The organism is Streptomyces sp. WAC 01529 (genome assembly GCF_003945545.1).
Classification (GTDB): Bacteria; Actinomycetota; Actinomycetes; order Streptomycetales; family Streptomycetaceae; genus Streptomyces; species Streptomyces anatolicus.
Window position 1 is genome coordinate 1,755,765 of record NZ_CP029617.1, and the last position, 21,127, is coordinate 1,776,891.

The following is a 21,127-nucleotide window of genomic DNA, read 5'->3' on the forward strand; positions in this document are numbered from 1 at the left end:
GCTTCGCGCACATCCCTCACCCCGTGTCCCCTCACCTCCTAGGAAAGGACCCCTCCATGGCTGACGCCCAGGTTCTCGTCGTGGGCGTCGGCGCCTGCGAGGGCGCCTCCCTGGAGGAGGTGCTCGGGCTCGTACGGGACGCGGTCGGCGAGGCCGGCTTCCCCGAAGGGGCGGTCGCCGAGCTGGCGACGGTCGACGTGAAGGCCGAGGAGCCGGGGATCGTCGGGACGGCGGCGCGGCTCGGGGTGCCGCTCGTGGCGTACTCGGCGGCCGAGCTGGCGGAGGTGACGGTTCCGAACCCCTCGGCGCGGTCCAGTGCGGCCGTGGGGACGCCGTCGGTGGCGGAGGCGGCGGCGCTGCGGGGCGGCGGCGAACTCCTCGTCCCCAAGCGCAAGTCGGCGCCGGTGGGGCGCCCGCCGATGGCGACGTGCGCGGTGGCGCGCCGCGACGGCGCCTCCGGGGGGCCCGGCACCGGCCACGACCTGCGCCACCACGGCGACGCGGAGGTACGTGACGACGGCGCGGACCTCACCGACCTGGCGGTGAACGTACGGGCCGACACTCCCCCGGCGTGGCTGAAGGAGGTCATCGCCGCGTCACTGGACGGCTTGGCGGCGTATCCGGACGGGCGCGCGGCACGGGAGGCGGTGGCGGCGCGGCACGGCCTGACCCCGGACCGGGTGCTGCTCACCTCGGGCGCGGCGGAGGCGTTCGTCCTCCTCGCGCGGGCCCTGAAGGTCCGTCACCCCGTCGTCGTGCACCCGCAGTTCACCGAGCCCGAGGCGGCTTTGCGGGACGCGGGGCACGAGGTGGGGCGGGTGCTGCTGCGGGAGGAGAACGGGTTCCGTCTGGAGGGACCGGCGGTGATCCCCGAGGAGGCCGACCTCGTGGTCATCGGCAACCCGACGAACCCGACGTCCGTCCTCCACCCGGCGGCGTCGATCGCCGCGCTGGCCCGGCCCGGACGGATCCTGGTGGTGGACGAGGCGTTCATGGACGCGGTGCCCGGTGAGCGGGAGGCGCTGGCGGGCCGTACGGACGTGCCCGGTCTCGTCGTGCTGCGCAGTCTGACGAAGACGTGGGGCCTGGCCGGGCTCCGGATCGGTTACGTCCTCGCCTCCCCCGACGTGATCTCCGCGCTCGCGCAGGCGCAGCCGCTGTGGCCGGTCTCCACTCCGGCGCTGGTGGCGGCGCGGGCGTGTGTGGCCCCGCGGGCGCTGGCGGAGGCCGGCCACGCCGCGCACCGCGTCGCGGCGGACCGGGCGCATCTCCTCGCGGGCCTCGCGGAGTTGGCCCCCTTCGGGGTCTGTGCGGTGGGGCCCGCGGAGGGTCCTTTCGTACTCGTCCGCGTGCCCGGCGCGCTGGGAGTACGGGCGCGGCTGCGGGGCCGGGGCTTCGCCGTGCGGCGGGGCGATACGTTCCCCGGCCTGGGGCCCGACTGGATCCGCCTCGCGGTCAGGGACCGCGCCACGTCGGACCGCTTCCTCGCGACGCTGGCGGCGGCGCTGGGCGGGGCGCCGGGCGCGCCGTCGGGCGCGGCGCCGGTCTCTTAGCGGCCGTCTCCTCCGGTGTGGATCTCCAGGGCCGTCCGCACGGCGGACTCCACGGCTCCTTCGATCCACGCGGGTTTGACGGACGTGTGGTCCCCGGCGAAGTGCAGGGGACCTTCGGCCTCGGGGATGGCGGGCAGTAGCTCGGTGTGCTGGCCGGGCAGGAGCACGGACGCCTCCCCGTAGGCGTAGGGGTCGCGCAGCCAGCTCTGTGTGCGGCCCGCGCCCGTGTAGAAGACCTCGACGCGCTGGCCGTAGACCTGCTGGAGGCCGCAGAGAGCGTGCGGGTAGCGCGCCTCGTCGTCCAGTGAGTCCCAGCGCAGCGCGTCGTCCGCCCAGCTGTAGGAGGCCAGGACCACGCCTCCGGCGCTGCCCGGGATCCGGTGGGAGGGGTGGAACATGAACCGGTTGGCGTTGTCCGACACCGAGCCGCCCCCCGTGACGTCGACCGCCTCCGGCTGTTCGCGTGCGAGCGCGCGGTTGGCGGCGTAGTGGGTGCGCTGGCCCGCCGTGATGTGTCCGGTGGGCACGGAGGGGTGGGCGCCGAGGAGGCTGCCGTCCGCCGCCGCCCGGCCGGTGCGGTAGGCGTCGTACAGACCGGGGTCGATGGCGCGCAGCTCCCGCTTCCAGTCGGCCTCGTCCCACTCCCACCAGCGTCGGCTGAACTCCAGCAGCACCTTGGTCGCGCTGTCGTAGTGCAGTTCGGCGACCGCCCGGCGCTTGCCGTACGACAGGGGCGGGGTCAGCTGCACATGGCGCAGCCCGGAGAACGGCACGGTGACCAGGGCGACGTCCGCGGTGAACTGCTCGCGTACGACGGGGCGGCCGCGCCCCTCCGACACGGTGTCCACCCATACGTGCGGGCCCTTGCCGCGGACGTGCTCGGCGTCCGGCGAAGGGCGATCGGGGTGGTGGTACTGGATGCGCGTGACCCGTCGGTCGAAGCGCACGTTCTCGCGGACGCGTGCCAGCAGGGCGTCCGGCAGTACGGCGGTGCCGCCCTCCAGCTCGTAGAAGGGCGTGCTGGGGCTGATGAGGGAGGAGCCGGTGAAGCTGTGGATGAAGGACAGCGGGAGGCGGGAGGTGAGGTTCTCCAAGGTGCCGATCAGGTCGATGGTCCGTTCGTCGAGCCCGGCGTGCTCGGTGAGGAAGCGGAACATCGACCAGTCACCGAACCGCCGCACCACCCGGGTCCAGCCCCGCAGCCGCTCCGGCAGCGGCTTGTCGACCCGTTGGCCGTGGTGGTCGAGGTAGCTGAACTCGTCGCGCACCGGGTCGAGTACGGAGCGCAGGATGGCGGCGGCGGGGGTGTCCCAGCGGGCGCGGGGGACGCCGAAGGAGCGGTTCACGCGCCGGGGCGCGCGTGCGTAGTCGGCACGCCGTACACGGATGCCGTTGACGTGGATCCAGGTGCGGTGGGCGGGGCGTCCCTCGCTGTCGACGTCGACGTAGTGGAAACGCCGCTTCTTCAGGGCGAACTGGTCGATCAGTTCCATCACCAAGGGATGGCTGCCGGGGATGCGCATCGCGCCCGCTTCGGCGTACTGGCGGGGGTCGGCGAAGGGCTGCTCGGCGTTCTCGTGGCCGCCGCGCCGGAAGGTCTTGATCCGTCCGCCCGCCCGGTTGCCGTTGGCCTCCAGGACCGTCACGCGGTGACCGGCCTCCTTCAGCAGCCAGGCGGCCACGAGACCGGCCGGGCCTGCGCCGATGACCAGGACGTTCTTCGGCCGTGCCCCTCGCCGGGCCGGCAGTCCCTTCTGGAGGACGCTCTGATAGCGCGGGACGAGGGGGCGGTCGTCGGAGTCCAGTACGAGGAGTGCGCGGGCGACGGCCAGGCACCGGTCGTAGTCGGCGCCACGGCTGTCCTCCCTGACGGCCGGTGCGGGGCGGGCCGCGGCGGGGCCGACGGACAGGGCGGTGGCCACGGAGGCCGTGCCGGCCGCCGCCGCGAAGCTCCGCCGGGAGAGGCCGCCGTCTGGACGCACCACCAGGTGATCTTCAGTCATGGCGGTCTTTGTACAGGTTCGCCGACGTGAAGAGCTCGGTGAAGGGCCGGGGGAACCCGAAGGGATGAACGCCGCGTGATCTCCGTCTGCCGCGCCGATCAAGCCGCCGACAGTGCGATAGGAGAGGCGGGAGGGAAGGGGAAACATGGTCCAGCGGCGCACACTGTTCGGTGGCAGGATCCGGTACTGGTTCGACAGCACGCTGGCCCGTGGCGCCGCCGTGCTCGTCGTCTGGATGGCGCTGCTGTGCCTGGCCGTCGTCCTGCCGGCCAGCGCGGTGCTCGCCTGGACCGACCCCGACGTGCCGGCGTCCCTGGGGGACCGGCTGGTGCAGGTGTGGCGCCACACCGGGAAGACGCTGCGACTGGGCGGCGCGACGGGCCCTCCGCTGCGGGTGGCGTTGTCGGTGCTGCTCGCGCTGGTCACCCTGCTGTACGTCTCGGCCCTGGTCGGCCTGATCACGGCGGCGCTGACGGAGCGGCTCACCGCGTTGCGCCGGGGCCGTTCCACCGTGCTCGAAGAAGGGCACGCCGTGGTCCTCGGCTGGTCGGAGCAGGTGTTCACCGTGGTGAGCGAGCTGGTGGCCGCCAACGCCAACCAGCGGCGGGCGGCGGTGGTCGTGCTGGCCGACCGGGACAAGACCGTGATGGAGGAGGCGCTGAGCACGAAGGTGGGCCACTTCGGCCGTACGCGGCTGATCTGCCGGAGCGGTCCCACCACCGACCCCGCCGTGTTACCCCTGGCGAACCCGGGCGAGGCCGGTGTCGTACTGGTCATGCCCCGCGACGAGCCCGCCGCCGACGCCGAGGTGGTCAAGACACTCCTTGCCCTCAGGGCGGCCCTGCCCGAGGCGGCCACCCGCCCGGCCGTGGTCGCCGCCGTCCGGGACGACGGCTACCACCTGGCCGCCCAACTCGCCGCCGGGCCGGACAGCGTCATCCTGGAGAGCGACACCGTCACCGCCCGGTTGATCGTCCAGGCCGCGCGCCATCCCGGGCTCTCCCTCGTCCACCAGGAGCTCCTCGACTTCGCGGGCGACGAGTTCTACCTGGTCACCGAGCAGGACCTGGTCGGCCGCCCGTTCGGTGACGCGCTGCTGTCCTACGCCACGTCAAGCGCCGTCGGGCTGATGCGGGGCGACACGCCCCTGCTCAACCCGCCGCCGGAGACGCTCATCGCTCCGGACGACCTGCTCATCGTCATCTCCCGTGACGACGACACGGTCTGGCTGGACGACTGCGCGGAGCTGGCCGAGGAGGCGGCGATGGCAGCCGGCCCTCCGACGCCCGTACGAGCGGAGCGGGTGCTTCTGCTGGGCTGGAACCGCCGGGCGCCGCTCATGGTCGACCAGTTGCGACGCCGCTCCCGGCCGGGATCCGTCGTCGACGTGGTGACGGACCACGGTGAGGCGACGGTCCGGGAGGTGGCCGAGGCCGAGGCGGGCAGCGGTGCCGAGCTGAGCCTGACACTGCACCACGGTGACGTGACCCGCCCCGAGACCCTGCGACGTCTGGACGTCCACTCCTACGACAGCGTGATCGTGCTCGGCCGGGACCCCGTTCCCGGGCAGTCGCCGGACGACCCCGACAACCGCACGCTCGTCACCCTCCTGCTGCTGCGCCGGCTGGAGGAGACGACCGGGCGCGAACTGCCGGTCGTCACCGAGCTGATCGACGACCGCAACCGGGCGCTGGCCCCCCTCGGTCCCGGGGCCGATGTGATCATCAGCGGCAAGTTCATCGGCCTGCTCATGGCGCAGATCTCCCAGAACCGGCACCTGGCAGCGGTGTTCGAGGAACTGTTCTCCGCCGACGGCACCGGGGTCCGCCTGCGGCCGGCCACGGACTACGTACTGCCCGGGAGCGAGACGTCCTTCGCCACGGTCGTCGCCGCGGCGCGTCGGCGCCACGAATGCGCCATCGGTTACCGGATGCACGACGACACGTCGACGAGTCCCGGCTACGGCGTGCGGATCAACCCGCCCAAGGCCGAGCGGCGATGCTGGAGGGCCGGGGACGAAGTCGTGGTGATCGGCAGGGACTGGACGAGCGGGTCAGCCGAATGAGATGACTTCCAGGTACCCGGCCGGTCGTCCGGGCGCGCCCCGCTTCGACCAGTCCCTGCGAAGGAGTCCCATGTCCGACGTCGTGCGCCTCGCGAGCGCTGCCGACCATCTCATATTGGAGCGGCTGTGGCTGATGTTCCGTCATGACATGTCCGAGGTCGACGGCAGGCTGCCCAACCCGGACGGGAGCTTTCGCGACGAATGGCTTCGGGCGGCCCTGGCCGACGCCGACTGGGCGCCGTACCTGCTGATGAGCGGCGACCGCCCCGCGGGGCTCGCGCTGGTCCGCGGCGTGAGCGGTCCGACGCGCGTCCTGAACAGCTTCTTCGTCGTCCGCGGGGCGCGCAGGAGAGGCATCGGGCTACAGGCGGCCCAGGAGGTCCTGGCCAAGCACCCGGGGCGGTGGGAGATCGCGTTCCAGGACGCCAACACGGCCGCGGCCCGCTTCTGGCGCCGCGTCGCCGCGAAGGCCGCGTGCGGGGAGTGGACCGAGGAGCACAGGCCGGTGCCGCAGCGGCCGGATCTGCCGCCGGACGCCTGGATCTCTTTCAGCACGCTCGCTTGAACAGGTATCGGAGAGCGTGATCCCGGGGGTGTGACCGGCCCCGCCTACTGGATGCAGGCGGGGCACAGCCCTCCCCCTCCCCCGCCGAAGGCGGTCAGCCCCGGCTACGGCGGGCCATCGCCACCGCGCCACCGCCCGCGATCAGCAGCACCACCGCCCCGCCCGTGACATACGGCGTCATCGAACTCCCCCCGGTCTCCGCGAGGTTCGCCTCCGTGCCCTTGGAGCCGACCGGCTTCGCCGGTTTCCCCTGGGGCTTCGTGCCGCCACCCTCCCGCTCACGCTCGCGCTCCGCCCTCGGCGACTGGCAGCCGGCCCCCGCCAACGTCACCGTCCCCTCCACCTCGGCGACGTTCAGCTTCAAGGGGTTCACCGAGACCTTCAGCTCCAGCGCCGTCGCCGCAGCCGTACGCGAGGTCGTACTCCTCTTCGACAGGTCGAGCCGCACCTCCCCGACGCCCGGCACCTTCACCTCGGACGTCCCCCCGGCCGTCAGCGTCACCTTCTTGCCTAGGACGGTCACCGTGCCCAGCACGTTCGCCTCGGCGACAGGCCGCTTCCCGGCCTCGCAGACCGCCCTCGACGTGACCTTCTCGACCTCGACGAGGGAGAGCAACGGCAGCCCGGGGACGTGCATCTTGGCCCGCGCCACGTTGCTGTACCCCTCCGCCCTGCCGCCCTTCACCGTCGCCCTGGCGCTCGCCACGTCCGCGCGCAGCACGCTGAACGGCTGCCCGCCGTTGACCCCGTCCAGCCGGGCGGTCAGCGCGGTCTTCTCGGCGCTCGCGGGCGCCTGCACCTCGTTGAGGGAGACCTTGAGCGGGACGTTCACGGTCTTGTTGAGCAGGGAGACGTCGAGCCCGGTCCGCAGTACGACGGCGTCCGCGCGGCCGCCGCGGTCGTTCTCGCCGCCCGTGGCCTGCGCGGACCCCGCACCCGCGAGCGCCGTGGGACCTGCGGCGAGGGCGGTGGCGGTCGCCACGACGGCGAGACGGCGGCGGCGGGCGGGCATGCGGAAGGTGTTGCTGTTCAAGGTGGTGGAACCCCCACAGGAGAAACGGGCCGTCGGCAGGCGCACGCCACATGGGGACATCGCGTACGCGCCGAGGGCGTCGCCCTCCATCGGCGGAGGACGACGCGGGAATCTTTACGCACTTAGAGTGAACAGTCAGCAGCGAGGCGTGAGTTCACTCGTAAGGGAGGTTTTCGACCTTGCTTTCGAATCTCCTGGCACGCGCGTTCCCTCACTTCACCCGAACAACTGCCGTCTCCGGCACAGTGGTTGACCCCGAAGCGCTACCCCACCACCCTCCCCGCCAGCACCACCCGCCGCGGCGCGGCAAGTACCCGTACGTCCTGGCGGGGGTCCGCCTCGTACACCACGAGGTCCGCCGGGGCGCCCTCCGTCAGGCCGGGGCGGCCGAGCCACTCGCGCGCTCCCCAGGTCGTCGCGGAGAGCGCGGCCACCGGCGGGATGCCCGCGCGGGTCAGCTCGGCGACCTCGGCGGCGACCAGGCCGTGCGGCAGGGAGCCGCCCGCGTCGGTGCCCGCGAAGACCGGGACGCCCGCGTCGTAGGCGGCCCGCACCGTGTCGTAGCGGCGGTCGTAGAGCCTGCGCATATGCGCCGACCAGCGGGGGAACTTCTTCTCGCCGCCCGCCGCGAGGTCCGGGAACGTGGCGATGTTGACCAGCGTCGGGACGATGGCGACCCCCCGCTCGGCGAAGAGCGGGATGGTGTCCTCGGTGAGGCCCGTGGCGTGTTCGATGCAGTCGATGCCCGCCTCGACCAGGTCCCGCAGGGAGTCCTCGGCGAAGCAGTGGGCGGTGACGCGGGCGCCCAGGCGGTGCGCCTCGGCGATCGCCGCCTCCACCGCGTCCCGTGGCCAGCAGGCGGTCAGGTCACCGGCCTCGCGGTCGATCCAGTCGCCGACGAGCTTGACCCAGCCGTCGCCGCGCCGGGCCTCCTGTGCCACGTACGCGACGAGGTCCTCGGGTTCGATCTCATGGGCGTAGTTGCGGATGTAGCGGCGCGTGCGCGCGATGTGGCGGCCCGCCCGGATGATCTTCGGCAAGTCCTCGCGGTCGTCGATCCAGCGGGTGTCGGACGGCGAGCCCGCGTCACGGATGAGGAGGGCGCCGATCTCACGGTCGGTCAGGGCCTGCTTCTCGGCCGTGTCGGCGTCCACGGGCCCGTGGGCGTCGAGACCGACGTGACAGTGCGCGTCGACCAGGCCGGGCAGCGCCCAGCCCGCGACGGCGACGGTCTCCGTCGCGGGCGTCACCGGGCGGTCGTACGTCACCCTCCCCCCGACGACCCACAGTTCGTCCCGTACGTCATCGGGCCCGACGAGCACCCGCCCCTTCACGTGCAGCACCGCGTGATCGCTCATGGCAGCAGCTTAGGAGGCGCTCCGGGCGGGCGGTACGGGGCGCCGGGAACGGCCCGTGAAGGCGCGGGAGACGGCCGGTGAGGGCACTGGGCAGGCCCGTCACCGGGTGCTCGGTACGCTCGTACCCGCAGCCCGGACGAACTCGTGAGCGAAGTGAGCAGTGACGTGAGCAGTACTGTGACGCACCCCTTTCTGGACCTGGCGCCGCTGAGCGCCCAGCACTTCGCCGCCATTGAGGCGCGGGTGGCCCGTCTGCTCGACACCGAGCAGGACGTCGTGATCATGCAGGGTGAGGCCCTGCTGCCCCTGGAGGGGTGCATCCGGGGCGCCGCGCGGCCCGGTACGACCGCGCTGAACGTGATCACCGGGCCGTACGGGCAGACCTTCGGCGACTGGCTGCGGGACTGCGGCGCCGACGTCGTCGACCTCGCCGTGCCCTTCCACACGGCCGTCACCGCCGACCAGGTGCGCCAGGCCTTCGCCGAGCACCCGGAGATCGACTTCGTCTCGCTTGTGCACGCCGAGGCCGCCACCGGCAACACCAATCCGGTCGCGGAGATCGGCGAGGTCGTGCGGGAGCACGGCGCCCTGTTCATGCTGGACGCGGTCGCCTCGGTGGGCGCCGAGCCGCTGCTGCCCGACGCGTGGGGCGTGGACCTGTGCGTGATCGGCGCGCAGAAGGCGATGGGCGGTCCGGCGGGCGTCTCCGCGGTGTCGGTGAGCGAGCGGGCGTGGCAGCGGATCGCCGCCAACCCGCAGGCGCCCCGCCGCTCCTATCTCTCCCTCCTCGACTGGAAGGAGCGCTGGATCGACGGCGGCCGCAAGGCCCTGCTGCACGCGCCTGCCCAGCTGGAGATGCTGGCCCTGGAGGCGTGCGTGGAGCGCATCGAGACGGAGGGCCTGGACGCCCTGATGGCCCGCCACGCCACGGCCGCCGCCGCCACGCGCGCGGGGGCGCTCGCGCTCGGCGGGGGCCTGGAGCCGTACGTGTACGAGGCCCGGGACGCGGCCCCCGTCGCCACCACCCTGCGCGTGCCCTCGGGCGCGGACGCCTCGGAGCTCGTCGCCAGGGCGCTCGCCGCGGACCCGGTGCTTCCGCTGGTCGCCGGGGGCGGGGCGCTGGCCAAGGAGATGATCCGGGTCAACCACTACGGCCCGGACGCCACCCGGGGTGTCGTCCACGCCTGCCTCGCGGCCCTCGGCGCCGCGCTGACCGAGTCGGGCCTGACGGTCGACCTGGAGGCGGCCCGCCGCGCGGTGACGGCCACCTGGAGCTAGCGGCCGCTCGGACGCCCGGAGCTAGCGGCCGCTCGGACGCCTGGAGTCGGCGGACAATCGGCGCCCGGAGTCGGCGGGCGATCGGGGCGGGGCGGCCCGGGGCCGAAAGTCCACCCTTTCGCCGAGGCGCCCCGCCATGGCAACGTGCCCCTCATGAGCACTCTCCCCGACGGCCGCCGCATCCCGCCCCTGACCGCCGACGAGCCCACCATGCTGGCCAGTTGGCTGGACATGCACCGGGCCACGCTCGCCCTCAAGTGCTCGGGGCTCGACGACGAGCAGGCGCTGCGCACGTCCGTGGAGCCGTCCTCGCTCTCCCTGTTCGGTCTTGTGCAGCACCTCGCCGAGGTGGAACGGAACTGGATCCAGCGGATCTTCGACCAGCGGGACGTGCCCCCGATCTTCGAGAAGTCGCCGGACGGCGGGTTCACTCCGGACCGCGACCGGACGTTCGCCGAGGTGCGCGGTGTGGGAGGGCGAGGTCGCCGTCAACCGGAAGATATGCGAGGGGCGCGCGCCGGACGAGACGGGCCGGCTCGGGTCCGGGGAGGCGGCCGTCGTGGGCGGCGAGGCCGAGGTCAGCCTCCGCTGGGTCCTGATCCACCTCATCGAGGAGTACGCACGCCACAACGGCCACGCGGATCTCCTGCGCGAACGCATCGACGGCGTGACGGGAAAGTGAGAGGAACATGAATCGGGCGCGCCTTTCCGGCACCGGTCACGCATCTTCCGTCTATCCGTCCGCCTATTCATCCGCGCATTCTCACGAATTCTTTATCAGCACAGCTTCCCGTATTCTTCTGCCCGCTTTCCGGCATCCTAAACACTAAGGTTTCGTCAGCGCCAATCGGCGTAATTCGGACGCGTCTCATGCAGGTTACATCGGTGTGACACACTCCACATCGCGCCCTTTTCGCGGGCATATGACCCGGTCAAATCGCCACAAATCGCGGAGATCTCACGCGTGCGCACACCCACGCGCGATAACACATGAAGCGCACTTGCGGAACCCCTTCCCTCGATGCAATTCCAGAAATTGCTCGGTAAATTCAATCCGCATGACCGCTGCACAAGCCGATCTACCGACCGACCTGCAAGCGAAATTCCCGAAAATGCCCGAGGGACTGCGACTCGACAGTCCCGCTGTCGCCGACGGCGCCGCCATCTGGCGGATCGCCCGCGACTCCAAGGTGCTGGACCTCAACTCCTCCTACAGCTACCTGCTGTGGTGCCGCGACTTCGCGGCCACGTCCGTCGTGGCCCGGGACGCCGCCGGCGAGGCGGTCGGGTTCATCACCGGCTACATCCGGCCCGAGCGCCCCGACACCCTGATGGTCTGGCAGGTCGCCGTCGACCACGATCAGCGCGGCCGCGGTCTGGCCGGCGCCCTGCTCGACGGGCTGACCGCGAAGGTCGCCGCGGGCCGCGCGCTGAGCACGATCGAGACGACGATCGCGCCCTCGAACACGGCGTCCGAGCGGCTCTTCCTCTCCTACGCGCGTCGACACGGCGCGTCGGTGGAGCGCAGGGTCCTGTTCGACGCCGGGCTCTTCCCCGACGACGGCCACGAGCCCGAGGTGCTGTACCGCATCGGTCCACTCGGCCCCTGAGCCGCCCTCGCTTCCCCCAGCCACACCCGTAACTCCCCTACACCTCCCACGACTTTCCATCTCCCAGGAGATCCGCTGTGACCATCACCCAGCCCGACCTGAGCGTCTTCGAGACCCTGGAGTCGGAGGTGCGCAGCTACTGCCGCGGTTGGCCTACGGTCTTCGACCGCGCGCAGGGCAGCCGCATGTTCGACGAGGACGGCCACGAGTACCTCGACTTCTTCGCCGGGGCCGGCTCACTCAACTACGGCCACAACAACCCGGTCCTCAAACGCGCGCTCATCGACTACCTGGAGCGCGACGGCGTCGTGCACGGTCTCGACATGTCGACGACCGCCAAGCGCGCCTTCCTGGAGTCGTTCCAGAACATCATCCTGCGCCCGCGCGACCTGCCGTACAAGGTCATGTTCCCGGGCCCGACGGGCACCAACGCCGTGGAGTCGGCGCTGAAGCTGGCCCGCAAGGTCAAGGGCCGCGAGTCGATCGTGTCGTTCACCAACGCCTTCCACGGCATGTCGCTCGGCTCGCTCGCCGTGACCGGCAACGCCTTCAAGCGGGCGGGCGCCGGTATACCGCTGGTGCACGGCACGCCGATGCCGTTCGACAACTACCTGGACGGTCAGACGCCCGACTTCATCTGGTTCGAGCGGCTCCTGGAGGACCAGGGCTCCGGCCTCAACCAGCCCGCCGCCGTGATCGTCGAGACGGTGCAGGGCGAGGGCGGCATCAACGTCGCCCGCACCGAGTGGCTGCGCAAGCTCGCCGACGTGTGCGAGCGCTGGGACATGCTCCTGATCGTCGACGACATCCAGATGGGCTGCGGCCGCACCGGCGCCTTCTTCTCCTTCGAGGAGGCGGGCATCACGCCGGACATCGTGACGGTGTCGAAGTCCATCAGCGGCTACGGCATGCCCATGTCGCTCTGCCTGTTCAAGCCGGAGCTGGACGTGTGGGAGCCGGGCGAGCACAACGGCACCTTCCGCGGCAACAACCCGGCGTTCGTCACGGCCGCCGCCGCCCTGGAGACGTACTGGACCGACGGTTCGGCGATGGAGAAGCAGACCCGCGCCCGCGGCGAGCAGGTCGAGCAGGCGCTGAGCGCGATCGTCGACGAGAACCGCGCCGAGATCAAGGAGTTCCGCGGCCGCGGTCTGGTCTGGGGCATCGAGTTCCTCGACAAGGACCGCGCGAGCGCCGTGGCGAAGCGGGCCTTCGAACTGGGCCTGCTGATCGAGACCTCCGGCCCCGAGGGCGAGGTCGTCAAGCTCCTCCCGGCGCTGACGATCACCCCCGACGAGCTGGACGAGGGGCTGCGCACGCTGGCCCGCGCGGTACGCGAGACCGCCTGAGCGAGCGACTGTCCGAGCCCCGGCAACGTAAGAGAAAAGGAACCACCACACCGTGATCGTCCGTTCGTTCAAGGACATTGAAGGCACCGACCGGCATGTGAAGGCCGCTTCGGGTACCTGGGAGAGCAAGCGCATCGTCCTCGCCAAGGAGCGCGTGGGGTTCTCCCTGCACGAGACCATCCTGTACGCGGGGACGGAGACGTCGATGTGGTACGCGAACCACATCGAGGCCGTCGTCTGCACCAAGGGCGAGGCCGAGCTGACCGACGACACGACCGGCGAGAAGTACACGATCACCCCGGGCACCATGTACCTGCTCGACGGGCACGAGAAGCACACCATGCGGATCAAGGAGGACTTCCACTGCCTGTGTGTCTTCAACCCGCCCGTCACCGGTCGTGAGGACCACGACGAGAACGGCGTGTACCCGCTGCTCACGGAGCCGGACCCGGTCTGAACGGCTGACATCCCGCACAGGGCCGTACGAGAGGAGAGGCAGGCAACACCATGACCACCGCACCCGAACGCACCACTGACCTGTACCCGACCCGAGGCGCCGAGGAGGTGCTCATCGAACGCAAGGACCCGGTGGTGTGGTCCGAGCCGGGTGCCGAGGGGCCCATCGCGGCCGGGGATCTGGCGGGGTTCGAGCGGGACGGTTTCCTGGCCATCGACCAGTTGATCACCCCGGACGAAGTCAGCGTGTACCACGCCGAGTTGGAACGGCTCATGAACGACCCGGTGATGCGGGCCGACGAGCGTGCCATCGTCGAGCCGCGCTCACAGGAGATCCGCTCCCTCTTCGAGGTGCACAAGATCAGTGAGCTGTTCGGCAGGCTCGCCGCCGATCCGCGCGTGGTGGGCCGTGCCCGGCAGATCCTCGGCTCCGACGTGTACGTCCACCAGTCCCGGATCAACGTGAAGCCGGGCTTCGGGGCCTCGGGGTTCTACTGGCACTCGGACTTCGAGACCTGGCACGCGGAGGACGGCCTGCCGAACATGCGCACCGTCTCGGTGTCGATCGCGCTGACGAAGAACCACGACACCAACGGCGGCCTCATGATCATGCCGGGGTCGCACAAGACGTTCCTCGGGTGTGCGGGCGCCACTCCGAAGGACAACTACAAGCGGTCGCTGCAGATGCAGGACGCGGGCATCCCGTCGAACGAGACGCTGACCCATCTCGCGGCCGACCACGGGATCCGCCTCTTCACCGGCGAGGCGGGCTCGGCCACCTGGTTCGACTGCAACGCCATGCACGGCTCCGGGGACAACATCACCCCGTATCCGCGCTCTAACGTCTTCATCGTCTTCAACAGCGTGGAGAACAAGGCGGTCGAGCCGTTCGCGGCGCCGGTGCGCAGGCCCGAGTTCATCGGGGCGCGGGACTTCACCCCGGTGAGGTGACCTGACGTACACGGCGGTCGGCCCGGCACCCCCCGTGGGCGCCGGGCCGACCGCCGTTCTGCCGTGCTACAGCGCGGGGTAGTCCGTGTAGCCCTTCTCGGTGCCGCCGTAGAAGGTCGTCGGGTCGGGGGTGTTGTACGGGCCCCCGGCCTTCAGGCGGGCCGGCAGGTCGGGGTTGGCGAGGAAGAGCGCGCCGAACGCGATGATGTCCGCGGTGCCGTCCTCGACGAGGGCGAGCGCGTCCTGGCCGGTGGGGCCCTCGGTCTGCGGGTTCAGGATGAAGGTGCCGCCGAAGTCCTGGCGCAGCCGGGTGACCAGCTCGCGGATCTCGCCCACCTCCAGCACGTGCAGATACGCGAGGTCCAGCGCGGCCAGCTCCTTCACCAGGGCGGTGTAGGTGGGCTCCGGGTCGGGCTCGGCGATGTCGTTGAAGGGGTTGCCGGGCGAGAGGCGGAAGCCGGTGCGGGCGGCGCCGATCTCCGCGGCGACGGCCTTGGCCACCTCGACGGCGAAGCGGAGGCGGTTCTCGACCGAGCCGCCCCACTCGTCGGTGCGCCGGTTGGTGCCGGGCGCGAGGAACTGGTGGATCAGATAGCCGTTGGCGCCGTGCAGCTCGACGCCGTCGAAGCCCGCGTCGATCGCGTGCCGCGCGGCGGTGGCGAAGTCGGCGATGGTGGCGCGGACCTCGGCATCGGTCAGCTCATGCGGGGTGACGAAGTCCTTGGGGCCCTCGGCCGTGTAGACCTGCCCCTGGGCGGTGACCGCCGAGGGGGCGACGTTGACCAGGCCGTCGGGGAGCAGGACGGGGTGGCCGATGCGCCCGGCGTGCATGATCTGGGCGAAGATCTTGCCGCCCGCCGCGTGCACGGCGTCGGTGACCTTGCGCCAGGAGGCGACCTGCTCGGCGCTGTGCAGGCCCGGCGTGTCCGGGTATCCCTGGCCGACCACAGAAGGCTGGATGCCCTCGGTGATGATCAGGCCCGCGGAAGCGCGCTGGGCGTAGTACGCCACGGTCAGATCAGTGGCCACACCGCCCTGACCAGCGCGACTACGGGTCATGGGGGCCATGGCGATGCGGTTGGCGAGCGTGGTGCCGGACAGGTCGATCGGATCGAACGCGGTGGTCATCAGAACTCCTGGGCAAGTTTTATGTGGTCGGCCAAGTAACGCGCCGGGTCTTACTGTAACCCATTTCTTGGCCGACCAAGGTAATCTTTTCGGAAGACGTCCAGTGACCAGCAGGAGCACGCGATGAAGGCCGACCCCGCACCGACCGACCCGGCCGGCCCCGCCTGTCCTCCCGGGCTGCCCGCGGTGGCCATGGCGGGCCCCGCGAGCCACGCGGTCAGCCGGGTGGCGCGGTTGCACCGCATCGCCGCGGGAAAGGTCCTGAAGGGGGTCGGCCTCTACCCCGGCCAGGAGTTCGTGATGATGCACCTGTGGGAGGCGGGCCCGGTGCGGCAGTCCGAGCTGATCAAGGCGGTGGAGCTGGACCCCTCGACGGTCACGAAGATGCTCCAGCGGCTGGAGCAGGCGGGCCATGTGCGCCGCCGCCCCGACCCCGCCGACCGCCGGGCCGTCCTCGTCGAGGCCAGCGACGCGAGCTGCGGGCTGCTCGCCCAAGTGGAGCGCGCCTGGGGCGAGTTGGAGCGGCATACGCTCGCCGGGCTCGACGAGGACGAGCGTGCGGAACTGCTGCGGCTGCTCGCCAAGGTGGAGGAGAACCTCTGCACGGAGACGGCGGAGTGCCCGGAGCGGCGGGCCGCGCAAGGGTAGGCGTGCCGGCTCAGCCGGCCAGTACGTCGAGGAGGCGGTCCACGTCGGCCTCGGTGTTGTACAGGTGGAAGGTGGCGCGCAGATGGCCCGCCCGCGCCGCCGCGATGATGCCCGCGCGGGTCAGTTCCGGCTCGCGGTCGGCGAGCCCGGGGACCGAGACGATGGGCGAGGTTCCCGGCACCGGGGAGTGGCCGAGTGCGGCGAGCCCCGCGCGGTAGCGCTCGGCGAGCGCCACGTCGTGGGCGTGGATCGCGTCGACGCCCACCTCCTCGATCAGGGAGAGCGCCGCGGCCGCCCCGTGGTAGGCGAGGAAGGCGGGCGGCTCGTCGAACCTCCGCGCGCCCGGGGCGAGTTCACCGATCGGGCCGTACGTCGAATGCCAGGAGTCGGCCGCCGCGAGCCAGCCGCCGTGCAGTGGCAGCAGGGACTCCTGCGCCGCCTCGCCCACCGTCAGGAAAGACGTGCCGCGCGGGCAGAGCAGCCACTTGAAGGCGCCGGTGACGGAGTAGTCGTACGCCCCCGCGTCGAACGGCAGCCAGCCCGCCGACTGTGTGGCGTCGGCGAGGGTGCGTGCGCCGTGCGCGGCCGCGGCCCCGCGGATCGCGGCGCAGTCCGCCTCGCGGCCGTCGGCGGATTGAATGGTGGAGAACGCGACCAGCGCGGTCTCGGGCCGGACCGCCTCCGCGAGCCCCTCCAGCGGCGCGTACCGCGGCTTCAGGTCGCCCCGCAGCACGAAGGGGTTGATCAGGGACGAGAAGTCCCCTTCGGGGAAGAGCACTTCGGCGCCCGACGGGAGGGAGGCGGCGATCAGGCCGACGTGCACGGCGACCGAGCCGCCGGTCGCCACCCGCGAGGGCGCCACACCCGCCAGCCGCGCGAAGGACTCGCGGGCCGCTTCGACCTTGCCGAAGTCGCCCGAGCCGCCGCGCTCGCCCGCGCCGACCTCCGCCGCCAGGGCCTGGACGGCCGCGACGGCCCGGCGCGGCAGCAGACCGCAGCTCGCCGTGTTGAGGTAGGTCGTCGTCGGGGCGAACTCGCCCGCGTGGTCAGTGCCGTCGCCGATCCCCATGAGCGTCATGGGGATCAACCTATGCGGCCGCTCAGCCCCGCGGAACCGCGCATCCGTCGGGCCCGCACGCCTCGCCCCCGTCGGCGTCCGCGAGGGCGGTCAGCGGTGAACGGCTGCCCCACGCCTGCTCGAGCGCCTGCGTGAAGACCTCGGCGGGCTGGGCGCCGGAGATGCCGTACTTGCGGTCGAGGACGAAGAACGGCACGCCGTTCGCGCCCAGCTCGGCGGCCTCGCGCTCGTCGGCGCGGACCTCGTCGGCGTACTTCTCGGCGTCGGCGAGTACGGCACGCACCTCGTCGCCGTCCAGGCCCGCCTCGACGGCCAGCTCCACGACGCGCTCGTCGTCCTCGAAGACGGACCGCTCCTCGGCGAAGTTCGCGCGGTAGAGCAGGCCGATCAGCTCGTCCTGCCGGCCCCGCTCCTTGGCGAGGTGCAGGAGGCGGTGCATGTCGAAGGTGTTGCCGTGGTCGCGGCCCTCGGTGAGGTAGTCGAGGCCCTCGGCGGCGGCGTTCTCCCCGAGCCGCCGCTCGCCCTCGCGGGCCTGCTCCTCGGTCATGCCGTACTTGCGCATGAGCATCGGGATGACGGGGCCGCTGTCGCCCTTGGCGCGGCCCGGGTCCAGTTCGAAGGAGCGGTGCACGACCTCGACGCCGTCGCGGTGCGGGAAGGCGGCGAGGGCCTTCTCGAAGCGGGCCTTGCCCACGTAGCACCAGGGGCAGGCGATGTCGCTCCAGATCTCGACGCGCATGTGTGTGGCTCTCTTCAGGTCGTACGTCAGGTCGGTGCGGAGGGAGCCTCCGCTCAGGGCGTCAACACACGGGCAAAGCGGCTCATTCCCCCGCCGCGAACTTCCCCGTGTTGGCCCTGACCCAGGTGCGCAGGTGCGCCAGTGGCTCCAGGGCGCCCCGGCCGAGGCCGGTCAGTTCGTACTCGACGCGGGGCGGGACCTCCGCGTAGACCGTCCGTTTCACGAGGCCGTGTTCCTCCAGGCGGCGCAGGGTCTGCGTGAGCGCCTTGGGGCTGACGCCCTCCAGCTTGCGGCGCAGCTCGCCGAAGCGGCGCGGGCCGTCCTCCAGGGCGGTGATGGCGAGGCCCGTCCACTTGTGGACGAGGAGTTCGTAGACCGCGCGGCCGGGGCAGAGCAGGCCGTAGATGTCGTGGGGCCGAGCAGCGGTGCCGGAGGTCCTGTCGCGGGGCTGACCAGTCATGGTTCCCAAAATATAGTTGGGCTCCTTGCGGGTGACCGGGCGGTCCGTCCTACGGTCCCGATCATGACTTCGCGCCTCGCTTCCCTCCCCTCCCCCGTCTCCCCCGTCCGTGTCGGGATCGTCGGCCTGTCCGCCCGCGGCGGCTGGGCGCCCCGCTCCCACCTGCCCGCGCTGGCCCGCCTCCAGGGGTACGAACTGCGTGCCCTGTCCGCGTCGAGCGAGGAGTCGGCGCGGGCCGCGGGCGAGAAGTACGGGGTGCCGCTGGCCTTCGGCTCGGCCGAGGAGCTGGTCCGCAGCGACCAGGTCGACCTCGTCGTGGTGAGCGTGCGCGTGCCGCTGCACCGCGAGGTGGTCCTGGCCGCGCTCGGCGCGGGCAAGGCGGTGCTCAGCGAGTGGCCGCTCGGCAACGGTCTCGCCGAGGCCGAGGAGCTGGCGGCGGCCGCGGACCGGGCGGGTGTCCGGACCTTCGTGGGCCTCCAGGCCAGGTCGGCGCCCGCGGTCCGGCACGTCCGGGAGCTGGTCGCCGACGGCTATGTGGGCGAGGTCCTCTCGACGAGTCTGGTCGCCTCGGGGCGCGGGTGGGGCCCGGTGTTCGAGCCGAGCGGCGCCTATCTCCTGGACGAGCGGAACGGCGCCACGATGCTGACGATCCCCTTCGGGCACACCGTCGACGCGCTCACCATGGTGCTCGGGGAGTTCACGGAGGTCTCCGCGACCCTGGCGACGCGGCGCCCTGCCGTGCGCGAGGCGGGCACGGGACGCACCGCGCCGATGACGGCCGCCGACCAGATCGCCGTGTCGGGGCGCCTGGAGTCGGGGGCCGTCGTCTCGGCGCACTTCCGCTCGGGTCTGTCCCGGGGCACGGACTTCCACTGGGAGATCAACGGCACGGAAGGGGACCTCGTCGTCACCGGCGACTCCGGGCACCTCCAGCAGGCCGCGGTGACCGTGCGCGGCGGACGCGGCGCGGACAAGGGGCTCACCGAACTCCCCGTGCCCGTACGCCACTTCGACGTGCCCTCGCTGGAGGAGCTGCGGGGGCTGCCCTCGTACGAAGTGGCGTACAACGTGGGAGCGCAGTACGCGCGGATCCTCGCCGACCTCACCGAGGGCACCGCCCACGCCCCGGACTTCGCGCACGCGGTCCGGCGCCAGCGGCTGCTGGACGCGATCGGGCGGTCGGCGGCCACGGGGCGGCGCGTGGAGGTGTGAGCGAACGCCCGCGTCCGCGGTGGGTCAGTGCTCGTACCGGCCGTCGATCCGCCGTGGCAGGCCCAGCGGGTTGGCGTCGCGCAGCTCGGGCGGGAGCAGGGCCTCGGGGGTGTTCTGGTACGCGACCGGGCGCAGCCAGCGTTCGATGGCCGTGCCGCCCACCGACGTCGACGTGGAGGTGGTGGCGGGGTAGGGACCGCCGTGGTGCTGGGCGGGTGCGACGGCGACGCCGGTGGGCCAGCCGTCGACGAGCACGCGCCCGGCGAGCGGGGTGACCTCGGCGATCAGCTCGGCTCCCCGGGGGCTGGCGCCCGCCGCCTCGTCGGCGGAGAGCTGCACGGTCGCGGTGAGGTTGCCGGGCAGGCGGGAGAGGACGGCGGTGATCTCCGCGTCGTCGGCGTAGCGGGCGACGACGGTGACCGGGCCGAAGCACTCCTCCAGGAGCAGGTCGTACGCCCCTTCGCTCGCGAGGCGCGCCGCCGGGACCGTGAGGAAGCCCGCGCTGACGGTGTGCTCGCCGCCCGCGCCCGGGGTCACCGGGGCCGCCACGTCCGGCAGTTCGGCGCGTTCGCGCACCCCGGCGACGAAGTTCTCCCGCATCCGGTGGTCCAGGAGCACCCCGGCCTCGGTGTCGCTGACGGCCTCGGTCAGGGACTTCACGAGCCGGTCGCCGCCCGCGCCCTCGGGGGCGAGGACCAGGCCGGGCTTGACGCAGAACTGGCCGACGCCGAGCGTCATCGAGCCCGCGAGGCCGGTGCCGATCTGCTCGCCGCGCTCGGCGGCGGCGGCCTCGGTGACGACGACGGGGTTGAGGGAGCCGAGTTCGCCGTGGAAGGGGATCGGCACGGGCCGTGCGGCGGCCGCGTCGAAGAGGGCGCGTCCGCCGCGGATGGAGCCGGTGAACCCGGCGCCGGACACCAGCGGGTGCTCGACAAGGGCGACGCCCGCGTCGAAGCCGTGCACCAGGCCGATGACGCCCTCGGGGATGTCGTGCCGCGCCGCCGCCCTGCGCAGTACGGAGGCGACCAGCTCGGAGGTGCCCGGGTGGTCGGGGTGGGCCTTGACGACGACGGGGCAGCCCGCGGCGAGCGCGCTCGCGGTGTCGCCGCCGGGCACGGAGAAGGCGAAGGGGAAGTTGGACGCGGAGTAGACGGCGACGACGCCGAGCGGGATCTTGTAGCGGCGCAGGTCGGGGATGGGCGGGGTCGCCGAGGCGTCGGGGTGGTCGATGACGACGTCGAGGAAGGCGCCTTCGTCGACGATGTCCGCGAACGCCCTCAATTGGTAGCAGGTGCGGGCGAGTTCGCCGGTGAGCCGGACCGGGCCGAGCGCGGTCTCCGCGTCCGCGGCCTCCACGAGGTGGTCCTTGGCCTCCTCGAGCAGGCCGGCGGCGGTGCGCAGGAAGGCGGCGCGGACCGTGCGGTCGGCGAGGGCGGGCGCCGCGGCACGGGCGGCGCGGACCGCCTGGTCCACCTCCTCGGCTGCGGCTTCCACCGCAACCTGCTCGCGCTGCTTCCCGGTTCGGGGGTCGACACTCCAGACTGGTGCTGCTGCCACCGCGGATTCCCTTTCCAGAGGTATGCCACTCACCAGGGCTGTTCGATATGCTGAACGCCGTCTCTGTTGATGAATGAGCGGGGA

General features: G+C 72.1%; 18 protein-coding genes and 1 pseudogene. 11 read left to right on the forward strand and 8 right to left on the reverse strand.

Annotated features, from left to right (window positions below):
* Positions 1 to 56 precede the first annotated feature (56 nt).
* Positions 57 to 1,553, forward strand: coding sequence for an Rv2231c family pyridoxal phosphate-dependent protein CobC (gene cobC, locus DMA15_RS07935; protein ID WP_125511945.1), 1,497 nt, complete (start codon positions 57 to 59; stop codon positions 1,551 to 1,553).
* Here cobC and DMA15_RS07940 read toward each other — a convergent pair.
* The gene (locus tag DMA15_RS07940; RefSeq protein ID WP_125511946.1) at positions 1,550 to 3,556 is read right to left on the reverse strand and encodes an NAD(P)/FAD-dependent oxidoreductase; all 2,007 of its coding nucleotides are present in this window, start codon (positions 3,554 to 3,556) and stop codon (positions 1,550 to 1,552) included. The two genes, cobC and DMA15_RS07940, sit on opposite strands and share 4 nt — an antisense overlap.
* Before the next feature lie 145 nt (positions 3,557 to 3,701).
* Between DMA15_RS07940 and DMA15_RS07945 the strand changes: the two genes are divergently transcribed.
* Together DMA15_RS07945 and DMA15_RS07950 are read left to right on the forward strand one after the other, a co-directional pair.
* Positions 3,702 to 5,621 carry an NAD-binding protein gene (locus DMA15_RS07945; protein WP_125511948.1) on the forward strand — a complete coding sequence of 640 codons (1,920 nt, stop codon included), beginning with the start codon at positions 3,702 to 3,704 and terminating at the stop codon, positions 5,619 to 5,621.
* 70 nt (positions 5,622 to 5,691) lie between these two features.
* Positions 5,692 to 6,186, forward strand: coding sequence for a GNAT family N-acetyltransferase (locus DMA15_RS07950; RefSeq protein ID WP_125511950.1), 495 nt, complete (start codon positions 5,692 to 5,694; stop codon positions 6,184 to 6,186).
* 94 nt (positions 6,187 to 6,280) lie between these two features.
* Here the strand turns inward: DMA15_RS07950 and DMA15_RS07955 are convergent, their stop codons facing one another.
* Together DMA15_RS07955 and DMA15_RS07960 are read right to left on the reverse strand one after the other, a co-directional pair.
* Positions 6,281 to 7,219, reverse strand: a complete 939-nt coding sequence (locus DMA15_RS07955; RefSeq protein WP_125511952.1) for an SCO1860 family LAETG-anchored protein — start codon at positions 7,217 to 7,219, stop codon at positions 6,281 to 6,283.
* A gap of 263 nt (positions 7,220 to 7,482) precedes the next feature.
* Positions 7,483 to 8,577, reverse strand: a complete 1,095-nt coding sequence (locus DMA15_RS07960) for an amidohydrolase family protein (RefSeq protein WP_125511954.1) — start codon at positions 8,575 to 8,577, stop codon at positions 7,483 to 7,485.
* A gap of 177 nt (positions 8,578 to 8,754) precedes the next feature.
* On the opposite strand from DMA15_RS07960, the gene DMA15_RS07965 reads away from it, so the two are divergent.
* The 6 genes and pseudogenes from DMA15_RS07965 to thpD all read left to right on the forward strand — a co-directional run bounded on the left by DMA15_RS07965 (position 8,755) and on the right by thpD (position 14,221).
* Complete coding sequence (locus tag DMA15_RS07965; protein WP_240660173.1) at positions 8,755 to 9,855, forward strand: aminotransferase class V-fold PLP-dependent enzyme; 1,101 nt, start codon at positions 8,755 to 8,757, stop codon at positions 9,853 to 9,855.
* 231 nt (positions 9,856 to 10,086) lie between these two features.
* A pseudogene (locus DMA15_RS07970) lies at positions 10,087 to 10,537 on the forward strand (DinB family protein).
* A gap of 376 nt (positions 10,538 to 10,913) precedes the next feature.
* Complete coding sequence (gene ectA / locus DMA15_RS07975) at positions 10,914 to 11,465, forward strand: diaminobutyrate acetyltransferase (RefSeq protein ID WP_125511958.1); 552 nt, start codon at positions 10,914 to 10,916, stop codon at positions 11,463 to 11,465.
* A gap of 77 nt (positions 11,466 to 11,542) precedes the next feature.
* The gene (gene ectB, locus DMA15_RS07980) at positions 11,543 to 12,814 is read left to right on the forward strand and encodes a diaminobutyrate--2-oxoglutarate transaminase (RefSeq protein ID WP_125511960.1); all 1,272 of its coding nucleotides are present in this window, start codon (positions 11,543 to 11,545) and stop codon (positions 12,812 to 12,814) included.
* A 52-nt stretch (positions 12,815 to 12,866) separates the two neighbouring features.
* A complete protein-coding gene (locus DMA15_RS07985) occupies positions 12,867 to 13,271 on the forward strand; it encodes an ectoine synthase (RefSeq protein WP_125511962.1) in 405 nt (134 codons plus the stop codon).
* 50 nt (positions 13,272 to 13,321) lie between these two features.
* Positions 13,322 to 14,221 (forward strand): ectoine hydroxylase, encoded by a 900-nt coding sequence (thpD, locus tag DMA15_RS07990; RefSeq protein ID WP_125511964.1) that lies wholly within the window; start codon positions 13,322 to 13,324, stop codon positions 14,219 to 14,221.
* Positions 14,222 to 14,287: 66 nt separating this feature from the next.
* Here the strand turns inward: thpD and DMA15_RS07995 are convergent, their stop codons facing one another.
* Positions 14,288 to 15,349, reverse strand: coding sequence for an alkene reductase (locus DMA15_RS07995; protein WP_125511965.1), 1,062 nt, complete (start codon positions 15,347 to 15,349; stop codon positions 14,288 to 14,290).
* Between the two features lie 123 nt (positions 15,350 to 15,472).
* On the opposite strand from DMA15_RS07995, the gene DMA15_RS08000 reads away from it, so the two are divergent.
* Entirely contained in the window at positions 15,473 to 15,997 is a 525-nt protein-coding gene (locus tag DMA15_RS08000; protein ID WP_125511966.1) for a MarR family winged helix-turn-helix transcriptional regulator, read from the forward strand.
* 10 nt (positions 15,998 to 16,007) lie between these two features.
* On the opposite strand, the gene DMA15_RS08005 is transcribed toward DMA15_RS08000, so the two are convergent.
* The 3 genes from DMA15_RS08005 to DMA15_RS08015 form a co-directional block, all read right to left on the reverse strand.
* Positions 16,008 to 17,066 (reverse strand): aminotransferase class V-fold PLP-dependent enzyme, encoded by a 1,059-nt coding sequence (locus tag DMA15_RS08005; RefSeq protein ID WP_125517417.1) that lies wholly within the window; start codon positions 17,064 to 17,066, stop codon positions 16,008 to 16,010.
* A gap of 31 nt (positions 17,067 to 17,097) precedes the next feature.
* Positions 17,098 to 17,814: a DsbA family oxidoreductase gene (locus DMA15_RS08010; protein ID WP_125511968.1), complete on the reverse strand. Its 717-nt coding sequence runs from the start codon at positions 17,812 to 17,814 to the stop codon at positions 17,098 to 17,100.
* A gap of 82 nt (positions 17,815 to 17,896) precedes the next feature.
* Positions 17,897 to 18,274, reverse strand: a complete 378-nt coding sequence (locus DMA15_RS08015; RefSeq protein ID WP_125511969.1) for a helix-turn-helix domain-containing protein — start codon at positions 18,272 to 18,274, stop codon at positions 17,897 to 17,899.
* Positions 18,275 to 18,337: 63 nt separating this feature from the next.
* On the opposite strand from DMA15_RS08015, the gene DMA15_RS08020 reads away from it, so the two are divergent.
* Entirely contained in the window at positions 18,338 to 19,486 is a 1,149-nt protein-coding gene (locus DMA15_RS08020; RefSeq protein ID WP_125511971.1) for a Gfo/Idh/MocA family oxidoreductase, read from the forward strand.
* A 24-nt stretch (positions 19,487 to 19,510) separates the two neighbouring features.
* Here DMA15_RS08020 and DMA15_RS08025 read toward each other — a convergent pair whose 3' ends face one another.
* Positions 19,511 to 21,043, reverse strand: a complete 1,533-nt coding sequence (locus DMA15_RS08025) for an aldehyde dehydrogenase (NADP(+)) (protein ID WP_125511972.1) — start codon at positions 21,041 to 21,043, stop codon at positions 19,511 to 19,513.
* Positions 21,044 to 21,127: the final 84 nt, after the last annotated feature.

What these genes read in the sequence shown, in the direction of transcription:
- DMA15_RS08010 (WP_125511968.1), bottom strand. Translation starts at nt 17,814, where the DNA reads ATGCGCGTCGAGATCTGGAGCGACATCGCCTGCCCCTGGTGCTACGTG.
- DMA15_RS08020 (WP_125511971.1), top strand. Translation starts at nt 18,338, where the DNA reads ATGACTTCGCGCCTCGCTTCCCTCCCCTCCCCCGTCTCCCCCGTCCGT.
- ectA (WP_125511958.1), top strand. Translation starts at nt 10,914, where the DNA reads ATGACCGCTGCACAAGCCGATCTACCGACCGACCTGCAAGCGAAATTC.
- DMA15_RS08000 (WP_125511966.1), top strand. Translation starts at nt 15,473, where the DNA reads ATGAAGGCCGACCCCGCACCGACCGACCCGGCCGGCCCCGCCTGTCCT.
- DMA15_RS07940 (WP_125511946.1), bottom strand. Translation starts at nt 3,556, where the DNA reads ATGACTGAAGATCACCTGGTGGTGCGTCCAGACGGCGGCCTCTCCCGG.
- DMA15_RS07995 (WP_125511965.1), bottom strand. Translation starts at nt 15,349, where the DNA reads ATGACCACCGCGTTCGATCCGATCGACCTGTCCGGCACCACGCTCGCC.
- DMA15_RS07945 (WP_125511948.1), top strand. Translation starts at nt 3,702, where the DNA reads ATGGTCCAGCGGCGCACACTGTTCGGTGGCAGGATCCGGTACTGGTTC.
- DMA15_RS08015 (WP_125511969.1), bottom strand. Translation starts at nt 18,274, where the DNA reads ATGACTGGTCAGCCCCGCGACAGGACCTCCGGCACCGCTGCTCGGCCC.
- DMA15_RS07960 (WP_125511954.1), bottom strand. Translation starts at nt 8,577, where the DNA reads ATGAGCGATCACGCGGTGCTGCACGTGAAGGGGCGGGTGCTCGTCGGG.
- cobC (WP_125511945.1), top strand. Translation starts at nt 57, where the DNA reads ATGGCTGACGCCCAGGTTCTCGTCGTGGGCGTCGGCGCCTGCGAGGGC.
- thpD (WP_125511964.1), top strand. Translation starts at nt 13,322, where the DNA reads ATGACCACCGCACCCGAACGCACCACTGACCTGTACCCGACCCGAGGC.
- DMA15_RS08005 (WP_125517417.1), bottom strand. Translation starts at nt 17,066, where the DNA reads ATGGGGATCGGCGACGGCACTGACCACGCGGGCGAGTTCGCCCCGACG.
- DMA15_RS07950 (WP_125511950.1), top strand. Translation starts at nt 5,692, where the DNA reads ATGTCCGACGTCGTGCGCCTCGCGAGCGCTGCCGACCATCTCATATTG.